Origin of the sequence: Rahnella bonaserana, from assembly GCF_019049675.1 — a bacterium.
Classification (GTDB): domain Bacteria; phylum Pseudomonadota; class Gammaproteobacteria; order Enterobacterales; family Enterobacteriaceae; genus Rahnella; species Rahnella bonaserana.
Genome location: NZ_JAFMOW010000068.1, coordinates 402,302 through 423,560 on the forward strand (window position 1 = coordinate 402,302; position 21,259 = coordinate 423,560).

Genomic DNA, 21,259 nt, shown 5'->3' on the forward strand with positions numbered 1-21,259 from the left:
AACCCGATGGCTTCGCTGGCAAATATCCTCCGTCAGATTGCTGAACCCGATGCGCAGGCCGCGCAGAAAGCGGCAGAACGGCTCGACAGTCTGGTCAAACCGCTGGGCAGCCTTGGCCGCCTGGAACAACTGGCAGTCCAGCTGGCCTCAATTCGTGGCAATCAGCCGTTGCATTTTCCCAGCAAAGAAGTGCTGGTGATGGCGGCCGATCACGGCGTATGGCAGGAAGGTGTCACGCCGTCTCCGCAGGTCGTAACGGCCATTCAGGCTGTGAATATTGTGCAAGGGAAAGCCGGAGTTTCTGTGCTGGCACGGGCTGCCGGCGCGCAAGTTACGCTGATTGATTGCGGAATAATCGGCCCGGATATCCCCGGCACGCTCAACCATAAAATCGCGCAGGGGACCGGCAATATTGCCACCGGTCCGGCAATGACGCGTGAACAGGCTGAGTCATTACTGGTCTGGAGTGCGGAACGGGTAATCGCCAAAGCTGAAAGCGGTTTATCGCTGCTGGCTGTGGGCGAACTCGGTATGGCAAACACCACGCCCGCAGCGGCGATGGTGGCGGTGCTGACCGGCGCTCAGCCTGCACAAACCGTCGGGCTGGGCGCGAATCTGCCGCCGGACCGGTTGGCACATAAAATCAGCGTGGTTGAAAAAGCTATTGCCGTTAATCAGCCTGACCCGTCTGATGCGCTGGATGTGATGGCAAAAGTAGGTGGTTTTGAACTGGTGGCGATGGCAGGTGCAATGATTGGTGCGGCGGCTGCCGGTATTCCGCTGGTGCTGGATGGTTTTCTTTCCTGCGCATCGGCACTGGCCGCGTGTCAGATTGCACCTGCGCTCAAACCCTATCTCATTCCTTCGCATCTTTCGGCAGAGCAGGGCGCGACACTGGCAATGGAAGCGCTGGGCCTCCGGCCGTATTTTGATCTGAATCTGCGGCTGGGAGAAGGCAGCGGCGCTGCGCTTGCGTTACCGCTGATTGATGCCGCCTGCGCTATTCATAACGAAATGGCAACGCTGGCGGAATGCCAGATAGAGCTTTAACCCGCAAAACAGGAGATCACCAGTCGATGCCCTGTTGCGCCATAATACCGGCGTCAAAGGCGTGTTTTACCGGCCGCAGTTCGCTGACGGTGTCGGCCATTTCCAGCAGATCACGATGACAGCCCCGTCCGGTAATAATCACAGTCTGGTGCGCCGGACGGGCATTCAGGGCATCCACCACGTCCTGTAAATCCAGATAGCCGAAACTGACCATGTAGGTCAGTTCATCAAGCACCACGAGATCTAACGAGGCATCGGCCAGCATGCGTTTTCCGTGCTGCCACACGGCCTGACAGGCCTCGGTATCGGTTTCTTTATTCTGCGTTTCCCAGGTAAAACCGGTTGCCATCACCTGAAATTCCACGCCATGCGGCTCAAGCAGATTCTTCTCACCGTTCGGCCATTCACCCTTGATAAACTGGATCGCCGCCGCACGCATGCCGTGTCCGACAGCACGGGTGACGGTACCAAAGGCCGCCGTGGTTTTGCCCTTACCGTTGCCGGTAAATACAATTAAAATGCCGCGTTGTTCTTTGGCAGCATCAATACGTGCATCAACCTGTTCTTTCAGCTTTTGCTGGCGCTGCTTGTGGCGATCTTCGGTCATCAGTGACTCCGTGATTATTCTGCCGGACCGGCTTTACGCCCCGGCTGGGCATCAAAACTGATACCGGTTTTACGGCGGCTGTCATCGCCCATCAGGTAAAGATACAACGGCATGATATCAGCCGGTGTTTTGAGCTTATCTTTGTTTTCATCGGGGAACGCCGAGGCCCGCATGCTGGTGCGTGTGCCGCCGGGATTGATACAGTTCACGCGCAGACCGGTATGTTTATGTTCTTCGGCAAGCACCTGCATCATGCCTTCGGTAGCAAATTTGGATACCGCGTATGCACCCCAGCCGCTGCGACCTTCGCGACCCACGCTGGAGGTGGTGAAGACCAGCGAAGAACTGGCGGATTTCAGCATTAACGGCAGTAAGGCCTGCGTCAGCATAAAGGTCGCATTGACGTTGACCTGCATAACGTTCATCCAGTCCTGCAACTTAATCTGCGCCATTGGCGTGATGTCTGTCAGCAAACCGGCGTTGTGCAATACGCCGTCGAGATGCGGTACCCATTGTGCGATTTGATCGGCAACGCGCTGGCAATCCTGCTGGCTGGCGGTCAGTAAATCCAGAGAATAAATGAAAGCCGGGCGCAGATTTTTCGCCGCAATTTCTTGCTGCACGCTGGCCAGCTTGCTCTCAGTACGCCCCAGCAAAATCACCTGCGCACCAAAGCGGGAATAGGTCAGAGCAGCTTCGCGACCAATGCCGTCGCCGGCACCGGTAATGAGAATAATGCGGTTGTTGAGCAAATCAGATTTAGGATGGTAATGCACAGTCAGTCCTCTCATACGGGGCGCGATGTAGCGGCAAATGGCCGTCATCACATCTGGCGCTCTTAATATCAAAAAATGCAGGGAACGGGAGAAGTGGCGCTCGACCGGAGTCCGACATTTTGGTGAAAATTTGGGGTATTTCGGCAGTGATCACCGGTTATATGCCTCAAATGGGCATGAGTTTCAATGATTAACCGAAAAACGGACAGCTCTTTTGTAACAAAATTGGAACACGGACGCACTCAGTTTTACGTACGATTGACAATGTCATATTCAAACAAGACGTCGCGGCGGCGATTGACTAGAATGTTCAACATCTTTCTGACCACGGTTTTATGACCACATAGATAAGGCGGTTTTGTGGATTTACTTTCTCTTTATGGGCTGTTTCTGGCCAAAGTTGTGACCGTAGTGATCGCCATCGGCGCGCTGGTAATTCTGGTGGTTGGCCTTCGTCACCGTAAATCTCACAGTAAAGGTGAGTTACAGCTGATCGACTTAGGCGAGCAATATCGCGAAATGCAACGTGAAATGCGCAGTGCGCGTATGAATCCGGCTGAGCAGAAAATTCGTAGCAAGGAACTGAAGAAAAAAGATAAAGCGGAAGCTAAACAGAAAAAACTGCAGGCAAAAACGGGTGGCACGAAAAGCAAACCGTGCCTGTATGTGCTCGATTTTAAAGGCAGTATGGACGCTCATGAAGTGACTTCGCTGCGTGAAGAGATCTCGGCGGTGCTGGCGGTGGCGACACCGGAAGACGAAGTGCTGTTGCGCCTCGAAAGTCCTGGCGGGGTGGTACACGGTTATGGCCTGGCTGCCTCTCAACTGGTTCGCCTGCGTCAGAGCGGGATCCGACTGACCGTTGCCGTGGATAAGGTGGCCGCCAGCGGCGGTTATATGATGGCCTGCGTGGCAGACCGTATTGTTGCCGCACCGTTTGCCATCATTGGTTCCATTGGTGTTGTGGCGCAAATCCCGAACTTTAACCGTCTGCTGAAAAAGAACGACATTGATATTGAGTTGCATACGGCGGGTGAGTTTAAACGCACGCTGACGTTGCTGGGTGAAAACACCGAAGAAGGGCGCGAAAAATTCCGTGAAGACCTGAACGAAACGCATGTTCTGTTCAAGGAGTTTGTACATCAAAACCGTCCTTCACTTGATATTAATGCGGTAGCGACAGGTGAGCACTGGTTCGGTACCCAGGCACGAGAAAATGGTCTGATTGATGCGATTGGTACTAGTGACGATTTGCTGATTGCCGAAATGAAAAATCATGAAGTGATCGCGGTGCGTTACAGCCGCCGTAAACGCATGATGGACCGGTTTACCGGCAGCGCAGCAGAAAGCGCGGATCGTCTGTTCCTGCGCTGGTTGCAGCGCAGCCAGAAACCGTTGCTGTAACGCGAAACTGGCAGGGCATGAATCGTTCTGGCGGAGCATGACGTTCTGGCCGAGCATGAAGAGTAAAAAAGGGACTGATGTCCCTTTTTTACTGTCCCGATTTACTGCAAGAGTTTATCGGGAACGCTTACCTTTATTAGTCTTTTTTATGCTTAGTCTTCGAGATGGTATTTTTCTGAAAAAAGATGAGCCAGGTGTTTAAACATATTAAATACCGCCGTGGTTTTTCTGGTCGGTAAACCGTCCTCATCCATGAAAAACTCTCCGCGGAAAACCAGCACATTGCCTTTCTGCTCAACCTCTGTCGCCAGCATTCCGTGCATGTAATCTTCATGCTCACGGATAACCTTATTCGCTTCGATCAGTAAAGCTTCACGACTAATTGCCGATGTATTTTCGTGCATGATATTTACTCCCCACTATAATTGCTGACGTTATTGTAATCCCGCCACGGAGAAAACCGCAAATCTGCTGTGGGTAATCCGCCCGGACGGTTGATTATTAATTGTGCGAAACAGTAAAGGGTTTACGTGAATTGGCGAAAAGAGCGTTTAGGTGTTAATTAGTTTGCGTGACGATTTTTATCAGGTAGAGTGTGGGATTTTGTGGCTTCAGGTGGAATGTTTTGTTTACGCTTGGTCATTATTTGACTTAAAAACGGGCGCATTCTGCTGAGCCCTGTCTGGTTAATCCCTCGCAAAATCAGTGTTTTGAACCTCTGGAAGTCAGTTCTCGCCTTGTTTGAAAGAAATAGGTTGACGTTCTGACTCACTGCCGCAATATAAAAAAAGACGTGATATTGTGCCGCGGCATAACTAGACAAAATCTTCTTCAGCTGATGAAGAATCATTCAGGTAAAGGTAATTATGGGCAAAGCTCTCGTAATAGTTGAGTCCCCGGCAAAAGCCAAAACGATTAATAAATATTTAGGAAATGACTACGTGGTTAAGTCCAGCGTCGGTCATATCCGTGATTTACCGACCAGTGGATCCGCTGCTAAAAAGACCGCCGCCTCAACCGAAGAAAAAACAAAGAAAAAAGTAAAAAAGGATGAGAAAACTGCGCTGGTTAATCGCATGGGTGTCGATCCGTTTCATGGCTGGGCTGCCCAATACGAAATACTTCCGGGTAAAGAAAAAGTTGTTGCTGAGTTAAAAGCGTTAGCGGAAAAAGCTGACCACATCTATCTCGCAACCGACCTTGACCGCGAAGGAGAGGCGATTGCCTGGCATTTGCGGGAAGTGATTGGCGGTGATGACAAGCGTTTCAGCCGCGTGGTATTCAACGAAATTACTAAAAACGCGATTCAGAACGCCTTTAAAGAACCCGGCGAACTGAATATTGATCGTGTGAATGCTCAGCAGGCGCGTCGCTTTATGGACCGCGTGGTGGGTTACATGGTGTCCCCGCTGCTGTGGAAGAAAATTGCCCGTGGTTTATCCGCTGGCCGTGTTCAGTCCGTGGCAGTGCGTCTGGTCGTGGAACGCGAGAAAGAAATCAAAGCGTTCGTTCCGGAAGAATACTGGGAATTGCATGCAGATTTGCTGGCGAAGAAAGACACTGCGCTGCAAATGGAAGTGACGCATCACCTGGAAAAACCGTTCAAGCCGGTCAATAAAGAACAGACTCATGCAGCCGTTTCGCTGCTTGAGAAAGCGCGCTACACCGTTGTTGATCGTGAAGACAAACCGACCAGCAGCAAACCGGGTGCGCCGTTCATTACGTCCACGTTGCAACAGGCGGCCAGTACGCGTCTGAGCTTCGGTGTGAAGAAAACCATGATGATGGCCCAGCGTCTGTACGAAGCCGGTCATATCACCTATATGCGTACTGACTCCACTAACCTGAGCCAGGACGCGGTGGAAATGGTACGTGGCTATATTGGCGAGAATTTCGGCGATAAATATCTGCCGAAAGCCCCGCTGCAATACAGCAACAAAGAGAACTCTCAGGAAGCGCACGAAGCGATTCGTCCTTCTGATGTGGCGGTTGTTTCCGAACAGCTCAAAGATATGGAAGCGGACGCACAGCGTCTGTATCAGCTGATCTGGCGCCAGTTTGTAGCGTGTCAGATGACACCAGCCCAGTACGATTCCACTACGCTGACGGTTAAAGCCGGTGATTATTCCCTGCGCGCTAAAGGTCGTACGCTGCGTTTCGATGGCTGGACCAAAGTGATGCCTGCGTTGCGTAAAGGCGACGAAGACAGAACGTTACCGGCGATAGAAGTCGGCACGGAACTGGAACTGCAACAACTGCTGCCAACTCAGCACTTCACCAAACCGCCAGCGCGTTTTAGCGAAGCGTCTCTGGTAAAAGAGCTGGAAAAACGTGGCATTGGCCGTCCGTCCACTTATGCGTCGATCATTTCGACCATTCAGGACCGCGGTTACGTTCACGTTGAAAACCGCCGTTTCTACGCCGAGAAAATGGGTGAAATCGTCACCGATCGTCTGGAAGAAAACTTCCGCGAACTGATGAACTACGATTTCACCGCACGCATGGAAGACGGTCTGGATCAGGTCGCCAATAACAAGGCGGAATGGAAAGCGGTTCTCGATGAATTCTTCAGTGAATTCAGCAAACAGTTAGAAACCGCCGAGAAAGATCCTGAAGAAGGCGGTATGCGCCCGAATCAAATGGTACTGACCAGCATCGAATGTCCGACCTGTGGCCGTCCGATGGGGATCCGCACCGCCAGCACCGGCGTGTTCCTGGGTTGTTCCGGTTATGCATTGCCGCCGAAAGAGCGCTGCAAAACCACCATCAACCTGATTGCTGATGCAGAAGTGCTTAACATTCTGGAAGGCGACGAAGCCGAAGCCAATGCGTTGCGTGCAAAACGTCGTTGCGGCAAATGCGGCACGGCGATGGACAGCTACCTCATCGACAATCAGCGCAAATTGCATGTCTGTGGTAATAACCCGGAATGCGATGGCTACGACATCGAGCAGGGTGAGTTCCGCATCAAAGGCTATGACGGCCCGATTGTTGAGTGCGAAAAATGTGGTTCTGAAATGCACCTGAAAATGGGACGTTTCGGTAAGTACATGGGTTGTACCAACGACGAGTGTAAAAACACCCGTAAGATTTTACGTAACGGTGACGTTGCACCGCCGAAAGAAGATCCGGTTCCTTTGCCAGAATTGCCGTGTGAGAAGTCAGACGCCTATTTCGTTCTGCGTGATGGTGCGGCCGGTGTCTTCCTGGCTGCCAACACTTTCCCAAAATCGCGCGAAACCCGTGCGCCGCTGGTGGAAGAACTGAAACGCTTTAAAGATCGTCTGCCGGAAAAACTGAGCTATCTGGCCGATGCACCAGTCGCAGACCCGGAAGGCAATAAATCGATGGTACGTTTCAGCCGCAAGACCAAACAGCAGTACGTTTCCTCCGAGAAAGACGGTAAAGCCACTGGCTGGACGGCGTTCTTTGTTGACGGTAAATGGGTCGAAGGCAAAAAATAATTATCGCCGTCATACTTCAACTTGCCGCCTTCCTGCAATTTGAATTATTTAGGCGATAACCGAATTACTGCATTCTGTTGCGCAGTTGTAAAAAACCAGTCCTCCGGGCTGGTTTTTTTATTGCATTAAGATCTATCATCGCTGAGTTCTGCGTGTTTTTATTATCAGTCTGAGACAGGCCGCGATTATCGTTATGTTCTTCGGGTATACATGACATTAATAATTGATATAATTGTTATATAAAATTTATTCTTATGCACTTAAGTAATAAGTTAATGCGTCTGGGGCATAAAAACGGTGCGTTCACAGACTTCCGGTATTCGATATAAAAATCATTTCCAGTCTGTTCAGCCAACGGATGAACAGGGATGGCGACAGGGTTTGAAACCAGGGTGGTATGAGATATGAAATTGCAGCAACTGCGCTACATCGTAGAGGTTGTTAATCACAATCTGAACGTCAGTTCGACGGCAGAAGGCCTGTACACGTCGCAGCCGGGTATCAGTAAACAGGTTCGCATGCTGGAAGATGAACTGGGGATCCAGATTTTTTCGCGCAGCGGCAAACATCTGACGCAGGTCACACCCGCCGGGCAGGAAATTATCCGTATCGCCCGTGAAGTCTTGTCTAAAGTTGATGCCATTAAAGCCGTGGCCGGTGAGCACACCTATCCCGACAAAGGTTCATTGTATGTGGCGACCACGCACACGCAGGCGCGTTATGCTCTGCCGAATGTGATTAAAGGCTTTATTGAGCGTTACCCGCGCGTTTCGCTGCATATGCATCAGGGCTCTCCGACTCAAATCGCTGAAGCCGTTTCCAAAGGGAATGCCGATTTCGCTATCGCGACAGAAGCCCTGCATCTGTACGATGACCTGGTGATGTTACCGTGCTACCACTGGAACCGTGCGGTGGTGGTTCAGCCGGATCATCCGCTGGCGGGCAAAGAAAAAGTCACCATCGAAGAACTGGCCGCTTATCCTATCGTCACTTATACCTTCGGTTTTACCGGCCGTTCAGAGCTTGATACCGCGTTCAACCGTGCAGGTCTGACGCCGCGCATTGTTTTTACCGCCACCGATGCCGACGTTATCAAAACCTATGTACGTCTGGGGCTCGGCGTTGGGGTGATCGCCAGTATGGCGGTGGATCCGGTGCAGGATCCGGATCTGGTCACCGTAGATGCGCGTGATATCTTCACCTACAGCACCACTAAAATCGGTTTCCGCCGCAGCACCTTCCTGCGCAGTTACATGTACGATTTCATTCAGCGCTTTGCACCGCATCTGACGCGTGATGTGGTGGACACCGCCATTTCCCTGCGCTCAAACGAAGATATTGAAGAGATGTTTAAAGACATCAAATTGCCGGTGAAATAAACCGCAACATTTTCTTTGCTGACCGCCAGTCCCGCCGCCTCTGATGATGCTGCGGGATTTTTTTTGCCTGTTGAACACTTTGAGCTGTTATCGGAATGTTAACAATTATTTGTGTTATCTTTAACTATGCACTTATAAGCCAGCGGGTTATTCCTTACGGCCACGCTGAGCGCTAAAGGAGAAGCTATGTCGTCTATTCGCAAGAACAGTCTGGATAAGCTGGCGGTCCAGAACAAGGAGTTCCACTACTACAGCCTGCCACTCGCAGCCAAAACGCTGGGTGATATCCAGCGTCTGCCCAAATCCCTCAAAGTGTTATTCGAAAATCTGTTGCGCCATGTTGATGGCGATACCGTCACGGAAAGTGATTTACAGGAACTGGTCAGCTGGCAGAAAACCGGCCATGCGGACAGGGAAATTGCTTACCGTCCGGCGCGTGTTCTGATGCAGGATTTCACCGGTGTCCCTGCTGTGGTCGATCTGGCGGCGATGCGTCAGGCGGTCAAACGGCTTGGCGGCAATGTCGAACAGGTCAACCCCTTATCGCCGGTTGATCTGGTCATCGACCACTCCGTAACGGTCGATGAATTCGGTGATGATCAGGCCTTTGACGAAAACGTCCGGCTGGAAATGGAGCGTAATAACGAACGCTATCAGTTCCTGCGCTGGGGACAAAAAGCCTTCAACCGTTTTCGTGTGGTCCCGCCTGGCACCGGTATCTGTCATCAGGTCAACCTTGAGTATCTCGGGCAAACTGTCTGGCACGAAGAACAGGATGGCAAAACGGTCGCCTATCCCGACACACTGGTCGGCACCGATTCGCATACCACTATGATCAACGGTTTGGGCATTTTAGGCTGGGGCTGCGGCGGTATCGAAGCAGAAGCAGCAATGCTCGGACAACCCGTTTCCATGCTGATCCCTGATGTTGTCGGGTTCAAACTCACGGGTAAATTACGCGAAGGCATCACCGCGACAGACCTGGTGTTAACGGTCACACAGATGCTGCGCAAACACGGCGTGGTGGGCAAATTTGTTGAATTCTACGGTGACGGACTGGCTGACCTGCCGCTGGCCGACCGCGCCACCATTGCCAATATGTCGCCGGAATTCGGCGCAACCTGCGGATTCTTCCCGGTGGATGACGTCACCCTGAGCTACATGAAACTCAGTGGCCGCAGCGACGAGCAAATCGAACTGGTGAAAGCCTATTCTCAGGTGCAGGGCTTGTGGCGTAATGCCGGTGATGAGCCGGTCTTTACCAGTACGCTGGCGCTGGACATGGGGGAAGTCGAGCCAAGCCTGGCCGGGCCTAAACGTCCGCAGGATCGCGTGGCGCTGCCCAATGTCCCTAAAGCGTTTAAAGCGGCAACGGAACTGGAGCTGGGTCACAATAAAGCAGGGCGCAGCGATAAAGAGACATTCACACTGGACGGCCAGCATTATGCCCTGACCACCGGTGCGGTGGTCATTGCTGCCATCACCTCTTGTACCAATACCTCGAATCCAAGCGTGCTGATGGCGGCCGGTTTGCTCGCTAAAAATGCCGCAGAAAAAGGCCTCACCAGTAAACCTTGGGTGAAAACTTCGCTGGCGCCGGGTTCTAAAGTGGTGACCGATTATCTTAATGCCGCCGGTCTGATGCCGTATCTGGAACAACTCGGATTTAATCTTGTGGGTTATGGATGTACGACCTGTATCGGTAACTCAGGGCCGTTGCCTGAACCGATTGAATCGGCCATTAAAGCCGGTGATCTGACCGTCGGGGCGGTACTTTCCGGTAACCGTAACTTCGAAGGACGTATTCATCCGCTGATTAAAACCAACTGGCTGGCTTCACCGCCGCTGGTGGTGGCTTACGCACTGGCGGGGAACATGAATGTCGATCTGACGACCGATCCGCTGGGAGAGGACAAAGACGGCAACCCGGTATATCTGAAAGATATCTGGCCTTCCGCCAATGACATTGCCAACGCGGTCGGGCAGGTGACGACGGAAATGTTCCACAAAGAATATGCCGAAGTCTTCAACGGTGATGCCAGCTGGCAGGCGATTCAGGTTGATGGCACGCCGACCTACACCTGGCAGGAAGATTCTACTTACATCCGCCATCCGCCCTTCTTCAGCGATATGAAAGCCGAGCCGGATGCACTCGAAGACATCAAAGATGCCCGTATTCTGGCGATTCTGGCGGACTCTGTCACTACCGACCACATCTCGCCAGCCGGTAATATTAAGGCGGAAAGTCCGGCGGGTCTGTATCTTAAACAGCATGGTGTCGAACCAAAAGCGTTCAACTCTTACGGTTCACGACGCGGTAACCACGAAGTGATGATGCGCGGGACGTTTGCCAATATCCGTATCAAAAACGAAATGGTGCCGGGCGTCGAGGGCGGTTATACCCGTCATATTCCGTCGCAGGATCAACTGGCGATTTACGATGCCGCGATGCGTTATCAGCATGAAAGTGTGCCGACTGCGGTGATTGCGGGTAAAGAGTACGGTTCGGGTTCAAGCCGTGACTGGGCAGCAAAAGGGCCGCGTCTTCTGGGCGTACGGGTGGTTATCGCCGAATCTTTCGAACGTATTCACCGTTCGAATCTGATCGGGATGGGGATTCTACCGCTTGAATTCCCGCAGGGCGTCACCCGTAAAACGCTGAAACTGACCGGCGACGAGCAGATCAGTGTCAGCGGATTGCAAACCCTGACGCCAGGGCAGGACGTGGCGGTGCATATCGTTTACGCGGACGGCCATAAAGAAACGGTTAATGCCCGTTGCCGTATCGATACCGGCAACGAGCTGACGTACTTCCAGAACGGCGGCATTCTGCATTACGTGATCCGCAAAATGCTGTAAACCTGGTCTTCTGCCATTAAAAAAGGGCACCTTCTTAAGGTGCCCTTAATATTTTCATCGGACTATAGAACTCTTACTTCTCGAGCAGGTGACCCATTTTGGCCGCTTTAGTCGACAGGTAGCGTTCGTTTTCCGGGTTACGGCCCACGATCAACGGGACACGTTCGGTAATATTTATTCCGGCTTCAGTCAGAATTTCGACCTTCTTCGGATTGTTGGTCAGCAAACGAACGGAATCAACGCCGAGCAATTTGAACATGTCCGCACACAGCGTGAAGTCACGCTCGTCAGCGGCAAACCCAAGCTGATGGTTAGCTTCGACGGTATCGTAGCCTTTGTCCTGCAGCGCATAAGCACGGATTTTATTGAGCAAGCCGATGTTACGGCCTTCCTGACGGTGATACATCAGGATACCGCGGCCTTCCTCAGCAATGTGATTCAGTGCTGCTTCAAGCTGGAAACCACAGTCGCAGCGCAGGCTGAATAAAGCATCACCGGTCAGACATTCAGAGTGAACTCGCGCAAGAACGGGTGTTTCACCGCTGATGTCACCAAAAACTAACGCCAGGTGGTCGTGCCCGGTGGCCAATTCTTCAAAACCCACCATCAGGAAATCGCCCCAAGGTGTTGGCAGATTGGCTTCTGCCACCCGTTTCAGCTGCATTTTATGCTCCAAAAAAACCACAAATAGTCTTTATTCACAGTGAGTATTTTACTTGTTGATGCGCATCCTACGTTCGGATGCGGCCTGTGGATAGGGAATCGGTGCCTTTCCATCATGCCAGGGCACCATTTTGCCACAGTTTGCTGTTCATTTTAGCGGGAATATTTGAACGATTAGTTCATAAGATATGAATTATAACTGCATCCTCAACAATCGAAGCGTTGAGAATGTGATGCGGTGACAACGTTGCTACACTCCAACTCTTTTTTACGACTGACGGAAAGGACAACTATGTTTGATATCGCCAAACGCACCGCACTCGGGGCTGTCATTTTAATGCTGATGCCCGCAGCGGTATGGATAAGCGGCTGGCTCTGGGTGCCGGGACAAAATCCTGCCTTATTGCGCCCGCTGTTCTGGGTGACGGAAACGGTGAGCGAGCCCTGGGGTATTCTCACGACGGTCATTCTTTGCGGCTGGTTCCTGTGGTGCCTGCGCTTTCGTCTTAAACCCGCCATCGGGCTGGGGGTGATTATTGTGGCCTCGCTGCTGGTCGGGCAATACGTCAAAGATTTTATCAAGGGCGAAGTGCGTGAGCCGCGGCCTTATGTGGCGTGGCTGGGTACCGATCACCAAATGAACGTCAGTGAGTTTTATGCGCAGAAAAGCAAATTGCGTGGCAAACAGGTGAAAGAAATTCTCGGTGATGACGTACAAATTCCGCACTGGCTGAACAAAAGCTGGCAGAACGATACCGGTTACGCGTTTCCTTCTGGTCATACCATGTTTGCCGCTACCTGGGCTCTGTTAGGCATCGGGCTGTTATGGCGCCGTAAGCACTACAAAACGGTCACGGTGCTGATGGTGTGGGCGATGGTGGTCATGGGTAGTCGTCTGATGCTGGGTATGCACTGGCCGCGCGACCTGCTGGCATCCGTGGGGATCAGCTGGATACTGGTGACGCTGGGCTGCTGGCTGACGGAGCGATATGTCGGCCCGCTGACGCCACCGCCGGCAGAAAATCAGGAAATTCGCGAGCGCGAATGATCGGACAAAACCTGTAAGCCTTTGTCACCAAAAGGGGGGCGTTCGCCGCGCCCCTTTAATTCCACCTACTTAATCCCCATATACATCTCATTGGCCTGATTGCAGTGATAAGCGCAACTTCGGATATGTTCATCAAAATTGGTCGAAGTTGATACAGACTGCATTTAAAGCCGCTGCAATATTTCCCAGCTTTGTTCGGAAATGCTAACTTATTAGGTCGGGACGAGAGTTTTTGGCATAATTCATCCGGAACATCCGGCATTACAGGAACGAATGTGAAATATCTGCTGATTTTTTTATTTTTGCTGGTCATCGTTGTGATTTCTATCACTCTGGGTGCCCATAACGATCAGACTGTGACCTTCAACTATTTGCTGGCGCAGGGTGACTATCGCGTTTCCACACTGCTTGCTGTGTTGTTTGCCACCGGTTTTATCCTCGGCTGGGTCATTTGCGGGTTGTTCTATCTTCGCGTCCGTCTGTCACTGGGGCGCGCGCAACGTAAAATCAAACGTCTTGAACAACAAATTGAGCCTGCGGCTGTCGTTACGCCGCCAGCAGCATCTTATGATGTCAGCAAGGAATAATCCTCTATGTTAGAACTGCTGTTTCTGTTGTTGCCCGTTGCGGCCGCCTATGGCTGGTACATGGGGCGCAGAAGTTCTCAGCAGGATAAACAGGAAAATGCTAACCGCCTGTCGCGTGAATACGTAGCGGGGGTTAACTTCCTGCTTTCCAATCAGCAGGACAAAGCGGTCGACCTGTTCCTTGAGATGTTAAAAGAGGACAGCAGCACAGTCGAAGCGCACCTGACTCTGGGCAACCTGTTCCGCTCCCGTGGCGAAGTGGATCGCGCAATCCGCATCCACCAGTCGCTGATGGAAAGCGCCTCACTGACCTTCGAACAACGCCTGCTTGCCGTTCAGCAACTGGGACGTGACTACATGGCTGCCGGTTTTTATGACCGCGCCGAAGACATGTTCAATCAGTTGGTTAAAGAGCAGGATTTCCAGCTGTTTGCCCTTGAGCAGTTGTTGATCATCCACCAGGCAACCAGCGACTGGCAAAATGCCATCGACGTGGCTGAGCGGCTGGTCAAACTGGGCAAAGAAAACCGCCGTAAAGAAATTGCGCATTTCTGGTGCGAACTGGCCTTACAGGCGATAGTTGCCGATGATTTTGATAAAGCGATGGGACTGCTGAAGAAAGCGGCGACTGCGGATAAACTCTGCGCCCGCGTCTCTATCATGCAAGGGCGGATTTTACTGGCGCAGGGTGAATACCGTAAAGCGACGGAAGCCTTGCAGCGCGTGCTGGAGCAGGATAAAGAGCTGGTCAGCGAAGCCTTGCCAATGCTTCAGGAATGCTACCAGAACCTGAAAGATACGCTCGGCTGGGCGGAGTTCCTCAAACGTTGTGTGGATGAGAATACCGGCGCGGCCGCTGAGCTGATGCTGGCTGAAATCATTCATAATGAGGAAGGGCGTGAAACGGCGCAGAACTACATTAACCGCCAGTTGCAACGTCATCCGACTATGCGCGTGTTTCATCATCTGATGGATTACCATCTGGCTGATGCAGAAGAGGGACGTGCGAAGGAAAGCCTGGTCTTACTGCGCGACATGGTCGGCGAGCAAATCCGTACCAAACCGCGTTACCGGTGCCATAAATGCGGCTTCACCGCGCATTCATTGTACTGGCATTGCCCGTCATGCCGTGGCTGGGCGACGATCAAGCCTATCAGAGGACTGGACGGACAGTGATCTTTTGACTCGCTGTCCCTCCGGCTGTCTTGTTCTGATTATCAGTGTTACTTCTTCTTGCTGCTCGTCTTACGGGTGCTCAGTAAGGTGCGTAATTTCTTGATTTCTTTGGCCGTCAGCGCAGGTTCGCTGTCTTCAGCCAGATGCTGATTATCAATCTCGTGTTCGGTCGCTTTGGCGGCCTTTTTGCTTTTTGGTGCGGCGGGATTAAAACTCTGTTCCAGGCGTGCTGCGACTTCTGCACTTAATGAATGTTCCGCTTCAGCAGCGGCGTTTTTGATTAATTCTTTCAATTCAACCGGGATTTTAACGGTCAGGGTTGTTATCTCACTCATTTTTCAGCCTTTCCTTAGAGTAAAAGTAACAAGCTATGCCAGCCTTGTTACATCGTCTAGTGATTCACAAAAATTTAATAAATCTGTCACATTATGTGTAGCTGTGAATTCAGCGTCTTGCCATGTAAAATGCGGGCGGCAAAAAAATTATTTCCCCTTACTGACTTGAATTTACACAAGAGGCTGACGATATGAAGTCTGAAAATAATATTAACAACAATGACTTAAATACATCACCGATTGTTGTCGCACTTGACTATGCCGATAAATCCGCAGCGCTGGCGTTTGCCGATAAGATTGATCCCCGTGATTGCCGCCTGAAAGTGGGCAAAGAGATGTTCACGCATTTTGGTCCGCAGATGGTCAAAGATTTGCAAAGCCGCGGCTTCGACGTTTTTCTGGATTTGAAATTTCATGACATTCCTAACACTACCGCGCGTGCCGTTGCCGCTGCGGCAGATCTGGGTGTGTGGATGGTGAATGTGCACGCCAGCGGCGGTGCACGCATGATGACCGCCGCCCGTGAAGCGCTGGCACCCTTTGGTAAAGATGCCCCGCTGCTGATTGCGGTGACCGTGCTGACCAGCATGGAAAGCAGTGATCTGGCCGATTTAGGTATTACACTTTCACCTGCGGATCACGCTGAGCGTCTGGCACGTCTGACCCGCGATTGTGGCCTGGACGGCGTGGTATGTTCCGCTCAGGAAGCGACGCGCTTCAAATCCGCGCTGGGGCAGGCGTTCCAACTGGTGACGCCGGGCATTCGTCCGGCGGGCAGCAAAGCGGATGATCAGCGTCGCGTTATGACACCGCAGGAAGCGCTGGCCGCGGGTGTGGATTATATGGTGATTGGCCGTCCGATTACGCAGTCAGCCGATCCGGCGCAGACCCTGCGTGATATCCGCGCATCACTGCGTTAAGAGGGAAATCTATGAGTAATGACAATAACAGCCGTCTGGTCTATTCAACCGACAGCGGCAGGATTGATGAGCCGAAAGCCGTCGTCGCGCGCCCGAAAGGTGATGGTATTGTGCGTATTCAGCGCCAGACCAGCGGTCGTAAAGGCAAAGGCGTTTGTCTGATCACAGGCGTTGATCTTGACGATGCAGCGCTGGAAAAGCTCGCGGCAGAACTGAAAAAGAAATGTGGTTGCGGCGGGGCGGTGAAAGAGGGCGTGATTGAGATCCAGGGCGATAAACGTGACCTGTTGAAACAGTTGCTGGAAGCGAAAGGAATGAAAGTGAAGCTGGCTGGCGGCTGAGGTAAACAAGGCTCATGTAAACAAGATGCTGCGCCGGTCGACAGCGCAGCGTCTTACTGTTTTTTGATTTTGTTTTTTATTTGCTGACCTGATGACCCACAATACCACCGACTGCTGCGCCACCTAATGTACCTAAAGTACTGCCATCAGTCAGAACCGCACCACCCAATGCACCGGCACCGGCACCAATTGCCGTGTTACGGTCACGTTTAGACCAGTTACCGCACGCGGTAACAGACATCGCAAGAGTCAGAACCAGTGCAATACTGGCAACGCGTTTATTTACGAGCATCATAGTTATCTTCCTCAAAGGATTAACGTTCAGCATCATTTATAAGTATAGGTAAGTTGCAGCGTTCTCACCGAATTTCACCTTGTAATCCTTCACACTACTTACAAATTTTTTGGCTGTTCGGAACCTTTATTTATATTTCGTATCATCCGGACGCACTTTTGCATCCGTTGAATTAAAATAGTGAAACCACCATTCATAAACTAGGTGAATAATCTTAATTCACCAGCGCGCAGCTTCACCGGAGCACAAAAGACTAAAGCCTGGTGACATTTCATCCCAAATCTCGCCCGCCTGGCACTTTTGCGTTTGCAGCAGATCTGTACGCACTCTTTAGCGATTTGCCCCATACCTGCACACCTCCGCGCCCCAGACAATAAAGCATCGCAATATGAGGGAACCAAGATGCTGAAACAACTGAAAGAGCAGGTATTAGAGGCCAATCTGGCACTGCCGCGCCACAATCTGGTGACCTTTACCTGGGGAAATGTCAGCGCAGTGGACCGCGCGCTCGGGCTGGTCGTGATTAAACCGTCAGGGGTGGAATACGACCACATGGGCGCAGACGACATGGTGGTGGTGGAACTGGAAACCGGCAAAATCGTAGAAGGCAGCAAAAAGCCGTCTTCTGATACCGATACCCATCGGGTGCTGTACCTTAATTTCCCGCAAGCGGGCGGTATTGTTCATACGCATTCACGCCACGCGACCATCTGGTCGCAGGCGGGTCTGGACATTCCGGCCTGGGGAACCACTCATGCGGATTATTTCTACGGCAATATTCCCTGCACACGCCGGATGACGGAAGAGGAGATCGCAGGGCGTTATGAATGGGAAACCGGCGAAGTGATCGTCAAAACCTTTGCGGAAAGAAACCTGTCACCGGCGGATATCCCGGCGGTTCTGGTGCATTCACACGGACCGTTTACCTGGGGAACCGATGCAGATAACGCCGTGCATAATGCCGTCGTACTGGAAGAAATCGCGTATATGGGGATTTTCTCGCGCCAGTTATCGCCGCAGCTGCCGGATATGCAGCCGCAACTATTAGATAAGCACTATCTTCGCAAGCATGGAAAAAACGCCTATTATGGGCAGTAAACCTTTTGATGCCAAAGGTCAGCCAACGAGGCTGACCTGAATGCCAGCGGCAGAAAGCTGTTGCTGGTACTCCTCTGTAAGTTTGTCATCAGTGATCACCCGGCTGAACGCGCTGACAGGGCCGAGCGGATTGAGATTGATCTGGCCGAATTTCGATGAATCAGTCAGGACAATATTTTCCGCGCCTTTCTCTACCACCGCGTTCACCACATCGGCGCGCAACATGTCGCGACCGGTAAAACCCGTCGCCACTGTGAAGCCGTCAATCCCCATAAATGCCTTACTGAAATTCATCTGTTGCAGGCACAGTCTGGTCAGCGGACCGACCACGGTCTGACTGGTTTTCTGATACATTCCGCCCAGCAGAACGACGTCGCACGGCATACTTTTCAATAATGACGCCACATAACTGCTGACGGTAATCACGGTCAGATTCTTTTTGTCAGCCAGATATTGCGCCAGCAGGGCGATACTGCTGCCACTTTCAAAAAATACCGTTTCCCCGTCCTGAATCAATGATGCAGCAAATCTCGCCAGTTTCTGTTTCTGCGCAAAATTAGACATCATGCGGGTGTCCACGTCGTCAGTCTGGATCGCGACGGCAAAACCGTGGGCGCGGCGCAGATAATGACGCTGTTCCAGTTGGGTCAGATCATGGCGGATCGTGACTTCGGAAACCTGGCAAATCTGTGACAACTCAGAAACGCTGATACGTTGTTTGTCATTTACCCATTGCAGAATAATTTGTTGTCTGTCGTTCATAATCGCCCGAAAGTAAGGGCGGCCGGAACCGCCCAAAAAAAAGAAAAATCAGTTGAGAACATTAAAGTGAGTGTTCAGTACGGGCGATAATATCATCCTGAGCCTCCGGCGATAAGGCCGTAAAGAAAGCGGAATATCCGGCCACACGAACCACAAGGTCACGATAGTTCTGTGGCTCTTCACGGGCTTTCAGCAATGTCTCGCGGGAAACTATATTGTACTGAACATGCCAGCCGCGATGCTCTTCGAAAAACGTACGCAACATCAGCATTAACGTCTGGCGGTCATTTTCGTTTTCCAGCGAGGCCGGATTCAGCTTCTGATTCAGCAATACCCCGCCTAGAATCGCTTCAGTCGGCAATTTACCCAGCGAGTTAAATACAGCGGTCGGACCGAGATGATCGGTACCCGATGCCGGACTTGCGCCTTCAGCCAGCGGGGTAAAGGCTTTGCGACCATCCGGCGTTGCTGTCGTGGCTGCCCCGAAAGGCACATTCGCGGAAATTGACGACGTGCCGGCATAATACGTGCCGCCAATCGGGCCGCGTCCGAAGCGGGTATTGTGATAATTCGACAGCTCGTCGATATAACACTGATACGCGCGCACCAGCAGATTATCCACCCCGTCATGATCGTTGCCGTATTTCTCTGCGCCGTTAATCAGGCGTTGACGCAGGCGTTCGCCGTCCAGTCCTTCATAATCGGAAGCCAGCGCGTCAGCCAGCTCCTGCTGACCGATAGTCCCTTGTTCAAAGACCAGTTTTTTCACCGCCGCCAGACTGTTACCCAGGTTGGCAATCCCAACCTGCAAACCGGATACCCAGTCATATTTCGCGCCGCCTTGCTTAATGGTTTTGCCGCGCTCAATACAGTCATCTACCAGCGCGGAACACAAAATATCCTGCGCGTTTTCTTCCAGCACCGTATCCACCACGCATTCAATCTCGATAGATTTGCGGGTGTAATAACGGATCTGTTCATCCCACTGTGCAAAGACCTGATCGAAGTTATCGAAATTACCCTGCGACAAACCGCGTTCCTGGGCCAGGAAGCGGGTATGACTTTTCGCGTCTTTACCTTGTTCCAGCGCTGCCAGCATGACGCGGGCAAAGTTGATGAAACTCATGCCGGTGCAGCGGTATCCCCATTTGCCGCCGACGGCGGTTTCGATACAACCAATGGCTGCATAATCATAGGCATCCTGCTTTTCGACGCCCAGTTTGATGAATTCCGGAATCACGATTTCATCGTTGTTGAACGCAGGCATCCCAAAGCCGCAGCGGATCACCTGTACGCAGGCATCGAGGAAATCATTACTCATTCCGGCGTGATAACGTACGCTGAGGTTCGGCTGGGTCGAACGCAGTTGTCCGCATGATTCCAGCACCGCGTAAGACAGCGGATTGACCGCATCGGCGGCCACGCCGTTATGCAAAGTCTGACCGCCGATGGTGACGTTCTGATACAGCGGGCTACCCGCCGACGCTTTTGAGTGTGTGCCCGAACGGATTTTGTTCACTTCCAGCAGTTTCAGCCAGCAGCTTTGCAGCAGCTCAATGGCCTGACTGCGTTCCAGCGTCTGTTCCAGTTCCACATCACGACGGTAGAACGGATAGAGATACTGATCCATACGCCCGAACGAAACGGAGTGACCGTTGGATTCAATCTGCAAAATCAGCTGAATGAAATAGCATAACTGCAGTGCCTGCCAGAAATTTTCCGGTGGCCGGTGGGCAATCACTTCGCAGTTCGCTGCCATTGTCAGTAATTCCGCCCGGCGGTTCTCACGGGTTTCCGACATGGCTATTTCACGTGCCAGCTCTGCGAAGCGCAGAATATGACTGCTCACGGCGTTCAGCGTGATATCAATGGCCTTCAGAAGTTGTTCTTTATGCAGATCTGCCCAGTCCGTTAGCTGAAGGCGGTTGCGGCGTTCGTCGACTTTATGACGTAAACCCTCAAGGCCGAGGTCAAGCAGTAGCGGGAAATTCACCGCCAGATGCGCGTCACCTGAAGTCATATTGCCTTCAGCTTTCACGATCCCACTTTCGAGCAGCGCTTTCTGTTCGTCGGTAAACATCCCGTAGCAACGATCCTGAACCGTCTGACCACGCCACCACGGACAGATTTCATGCAGAATTTTTTTGTTGGCTTCGCTGACGGCAAACCCCGCACCCGGCCGGTCCGCCAGCGCATCTATTTCACTTTCGATCCAGCCGACGGTGTATTCCGGGAAAATCGGCGCGGCGCGGACTTCACTGGCCTGATTACCGACGATCAGCTCATCATGCTTGATCCAGATAGTTCGCTGGCACAGATGTTCAGCCAGCGCCAGTGCGCGACGCACGGCCAGCGGCTTGTCGGCATGTTGCTGATAAATCTGCGTGTAATGCTGCGCCCGTTCAGTACAGACCGGCGGTTTTACGATATGGATCAGGGCTTCTTTGTGTGAGCGGATCCGGGCGGAAAGGGTAATCAGATTCAGCTGGGTCATT

19 protein-coding genes are annotated in these 21,259 nt (G+C 52.1%); 11 read left to right on the forward strand and 8 right to left on the reverse strand.

Annotation, left to right across the window (positions count from 1 at the left end; all coding sequences use genetic code 11):
* Positions 1-6 precede the first annotated feature (6 nt).
* Complete coding sequence (cobT, locus tag J1778_RS23465) at positions 7-1,050, forward strand: nicotinate-nucleotide--dimethylbenzimidazole phosphoribosyltransferase (protein ID WP_217175189.1); 1,044 nt, start codon at positions 7-9, stop codon at positions 1,048-1,050.
* A 16-nt stretch (positions 1,051-1,066) separates the two neighbouring features.
* Here cobT and cobO read toward each other — a convergent pair whose 3' ends face one another.
* Positions 1,067-1,657, reverse strand: a complete 591-nt coding sequence (cobO, locus tag J1778_RS23470) for a cob(I)yrinic acid a,c-diamide adenosyltransferase (protein ID WP_217175190.1) — start codon at positions 1,655-1,657, stop codon at positions 1,067-1,069.
* Positions 1,658-1,671: 14 nt separating this feature from the next.
* Positions 1,672-2,433 carry a YciK family oxidoreductase gene (locus J1778_RS23475; protein WP_217175191.1) on the reverse strand — a complete coding sequence of 254 codons (762 nt, stop codon included), beginning with the start codon at positions 2,431-2,433 and terminating at the stop codon, positions 1,672-1,674.
* Between the two features lie 360 nt (positions 2,434-2,793).
* On the opposite strand from J1778_RS23475, the gene sohB reads away from it, so the two are divergent.
* Positions 2,794-3,837 carry a protease SohB gene (sohB, locus tag J1778_RS23480; RefSeq protein ID WP_217175192.1) on the forward strand — a complete coding sequence of 348 codons (1,044 nt, stop codon included), beginning with the start codon at positions 2,794-2,796 and terminating at the stop codon, positions 3,835-3,837.
* Positions 3,838-3,989: 152 nt separating this feature from the next.
* On the opposite strand, the gene J1778_RS23485 is transcribed toward sohB, so the two are convergent.
* Positions 3,990-4,241: a YciN family protein gene (locus tag J1778_RS23485; RefSeq protein WP_217175193.1), complete on the reverse strand. Its 252-nt coding sequence runs from the start codon at positions 4,239-4,241 to the stop codon at positions 3,990-3,992.
* 462 nt (positions 4,242-4,703) lie between these two features.
* On the opposite strand from J1778_RS23485, the gene topA reads away from it, so the two are divergent.
* From topA to acnA, 3 genes are all read left to right on the forward strand, one after another.
* Positions 4,704-7,301 carry a type I DNA topoisomerase gene (gene topA, locus J1778_RS23490; protein ID WP_217175194.1) on the forward strand — a complete coding sequence of 866 codons (2,598 nt, stop codon included), beginning with the start codon at positions 4,704-4,706 and terminating at the stop codon, positions 7,299-7,301.
* A 404-nt stretch (positions 7,302-7,705) separates the two neighbouring features.
* Positions 7,706-8,680 carry an HTH-type transcriptional regulator CysB gene (cysB, locus tag J1778_RS23495; protein ID WP_120130943.1) on the forward strand — a complete coding sequence of 325 codons (975 nt, stop codon included), beginning with the start codon at positions 7,706-7,708 and terminating at the stop codon, positions 8,678-8,680.
* Between the two features lie 186 nt (positions 8,681-8,866).
* Positions 8,867-11,539 (forward strand): aconitate hydratase AcnA, encoded by a 2,673-nt coding sequence (acnA, locus tag J1778_RS23500; protein WP_217175195.1) that lies wholly within the window; start codon positions 8,867-8,869, stop codon positions 11,537-11,539.
* 73 nt (positions 11,540-11,612) lie between these two features.
* Here acnA and ribA read toward each other — a convergent pair whose 3' ends face one another.
* Complete coding sequence (ribA, locus tag J1778_RS23505; protein WP_217150672.1) at positions 11,613-12,203, reverse strand: GTP cyclohydrolase II; 591 nt, start codon at positions 12,201-12,203, stop codon at positions 11,613-11,615.
* A gap of 291 nt (positions 12,204-12,494) precedes the next feature.
* Between ribA and pgpB the strand changes: the two genes are divergently transcribed.
* From pgpB to lapB, 3 genes are all read left to right on the forward strand, one after another.
* A complete protein-coding gene (pgpB, locus tag J1778_RS23510) occupies positions 12,495-13,250 on the forward strand; it encodes a phosphatidylglycerophosphatase B (RefSeq protein WP_217175196.1) in 756 nt (251 codons plus the stop codon).
* 275 nt (positions 13,251-13,525) lie between these two features.
* A complete protein-coding gene (locus tag J1778_RS23515) occupies positions 13,526-13,837 on the forward strand; it encodes a LapA family protein (RefSeq protein WP_095925116.1) in 312 nt (103 codons plus the stop codon).
* A gap of 6 nt (positions 13,838-13,843) precedes the next feature.
* Entirely contained in the window at positions 13,844-15,013 is a 1,170-nt protein-coding gene (gene lapB, locus J1778_RS23520; RefSeq protein WP_217175197.1) for a lipopolysaccharide assembly protein LapB, read from the forward strand.
* A 47-nt stretch (positions 15,014-15,060) separates the two neighbouring features.
* On the opposite strand, the gene J1778_RS23525 is transcribed toward lapB, so the two are convergent.
* Positions 15,061-15,348 (reverse strand): Arc family DNA-binding protein, encoded by a 288-nt coding sequence (locus J1778_RS23525; RefSeq protein WP_217175198.1) that lies wholly within the window; start codon positions 15,346-15,348, stop codon positions 15,061-15,063.
* A gap of 191 nt (positions 15,349-15,539) precedes the next feature.
* Between J1778_RS23525 and pyrF the strand changes: the two genes are divergently transcribed.
* Complete coding sequence (pyrF, locus tag J1778_RS23530) at positions 15,540-16,268, forward strand: orotidine-5'-phosphate decarboxylase (protein WP_217175199.1); 729 nt, start codon at positions 15,540-15,542, stop codon at positions 16,266-16,268.
* Between the two features lie 11 nt (positions 16,269-16,279).
* Positions 16,280-16,609: a stress response translation initiation inhibitor YciH gene (gene yciH, locus J1778_RS23535; RefSeq protein ID WP_112288856.1), complete on the forward strand. Its 330-nt coding sequence runs from the start codon at positions 16,280-16,282 to the stop codon at positions 16,607-16,609.
* Between the two features lie 76 nt (positions 16,610-16,685).
* Here the strand turns inward: yciH and osmB are convergent, their stop codons facing one another.
* Positions 16,686-16,904, reverse strand: a complete 219-nt coding sequence (osmB, locus tag J1778_RS23540; RefSeq protein ID WP_056780657.1) for an osmotically-inducible lipoprotein OsmB — start codon at positions 16,902-16,904, stop codon at positions 16,686-16,688.
* A gap of 402 nt (positions 16,905-17,306) precedes the next feature.
* Between osmB and araD the strand changes: the two genes are divergently transcribed.
* Positions 17,307-18,002 carry an L-ribulose-5-phosphate 4-epimerase gene (gene araD / locus J1778_RS23545; RefSeq protein ID WP_112288857.1) on the forward strand — a complete coding sequence of 232 codons (696 nt, stop codon included), beginning with the start codon at positions 17,307-17,309 and terminating at the stop codon, positions 18,000-18,002.
* Positions 18,003-18,020: 18 nt separating this feature from the next.
* Here the strand turns inward: araD and J1778_RS23550 are convergent, their stop codons facing one another.
* Entirely contained in the window at positions 18,021-18,764 is a 744-nt protein-coding gene (locus tag J1778_RS23550) for a DeoR/GlpR family DNA-binding transcription regulator (protein WP_217175200.1), read from the reverse strand.
* Between the two features lie 61 nt (positions 18,765-18,825).
* Positions 18,826-21,258 carry a formate C-acetyltransferase/glycerol dehydratase family glycyl radical enzyme gene (locus tag J1778_RS23555; protein WP_217175201.1) on the reverse strand — a complete coding sequence of 811 codons (2,433 nt, stop codon included), beginning with the start codon at positions 21,256-21,258 and terminating at the stop codon, positions 18,826-18,828.
* Position 21,259: the final 1 nt, after the last annotated feature.

Coding starts and splice junctions, on each gene's coding strand:
- yciH (WP_112288856.1), top strand. CDS start 16,280: ATGAGTAATGACAATAACAGCCGTCTGGTCTATTCAACCGACAGCGGC.
- cysB (WP_120130943.1), top strand. CDS start 7,706: ATGAAATTGCAGCAACTGCGCTACATCGTAGAGGTTGTTAATCACAAT.
- lapB (WP_217175197.1), top strand. CDS start 13,844: ATGTTAGAACTGCTGTTTCTGTTGTTGCCCGTTGCGGCCGCCTATGGC.
- J1778_RS23485 (WP_217175193.1), bottom strand. CDS start 4,241: ATGCACGAAAATACATCGGCAATTAGTCGTGAAGCTTTACTGATCGAA.
- araD (WP_112288857.1), top strand. CDS start 17,307: ATGCTGAAACAACTGAAAGAGCAGGTATTAGAGGCCAATCTGGCACTG.
- ribA (WP_217150672.1), bottom strand. CDS start 12,203: ATGCAGCTGAAACGGGTGGCAGAAGCCAATCTGCCAACACCTTGGGGC.
- acnA (WP_217175195.1), top strand. CDS start 8,867: ATGTCGTCTATTCGCAAGAACAGTCTGGATAAGCTGGCGGTCCAGAAC.
- cobO (WP_217175190.1), bottom strand. CDS start 1,657: ATGACCGAAGATCGCCACAAGCAGCGCCAGCAAAAGCTGAAAGAACAG.
- J1778_RS23555 (WP_217175201.1), bottom strand. CDS start 21,258: ATGACCCAGCTGAATCTGATTACCCTTTCCGCCCGGATCCGCTCACAC.
- cobT (WP_217175189.1), top strand. CDS start 7: ATGGCTTCGCTGGCAAATATCCTCCGTCAGATTGCTGAACCCGATGCG.
- J1778_RS23525 (WP_217175198.1), bottom strand. CDS start 15,348: ATGAGTGAGATAACAACCCTGACCGTTAAAATCCCGGTTGAATTGAAA.
- topA (WP_217175194.1), top strand. CDS start 4,704: ATGGGCAAAGCTCTCGTAATAGTTGAGTCCCCGGCAAAAGCCAAAACG.
- pyrF (WP_217175199.1), top strand. CDS start 15,540: ATGAAGTCTGAAAATAATATTAACAACAATGACTTAAATACATCACCG.
- pgpB (WP_217175196.1), top strand. CDS start 12,495: ATGTTTGATATCGCCAAACGCACCGCACTCGGGGCTGTCATTTTAATG.
- J1778_RS23550 (WP_217175200.1), bottom strand. CDS start 18,764: ATGAACGACAGACAACAAATTATTCTGCAATGGGTAAATGACAAACAA.
- osmB (WP_056780657.1), bottom strand. CDS start 16,904: ATGATGCTCGTAAATAAACGCGTTGCCAGTATTGCACTGGTTCTGACT.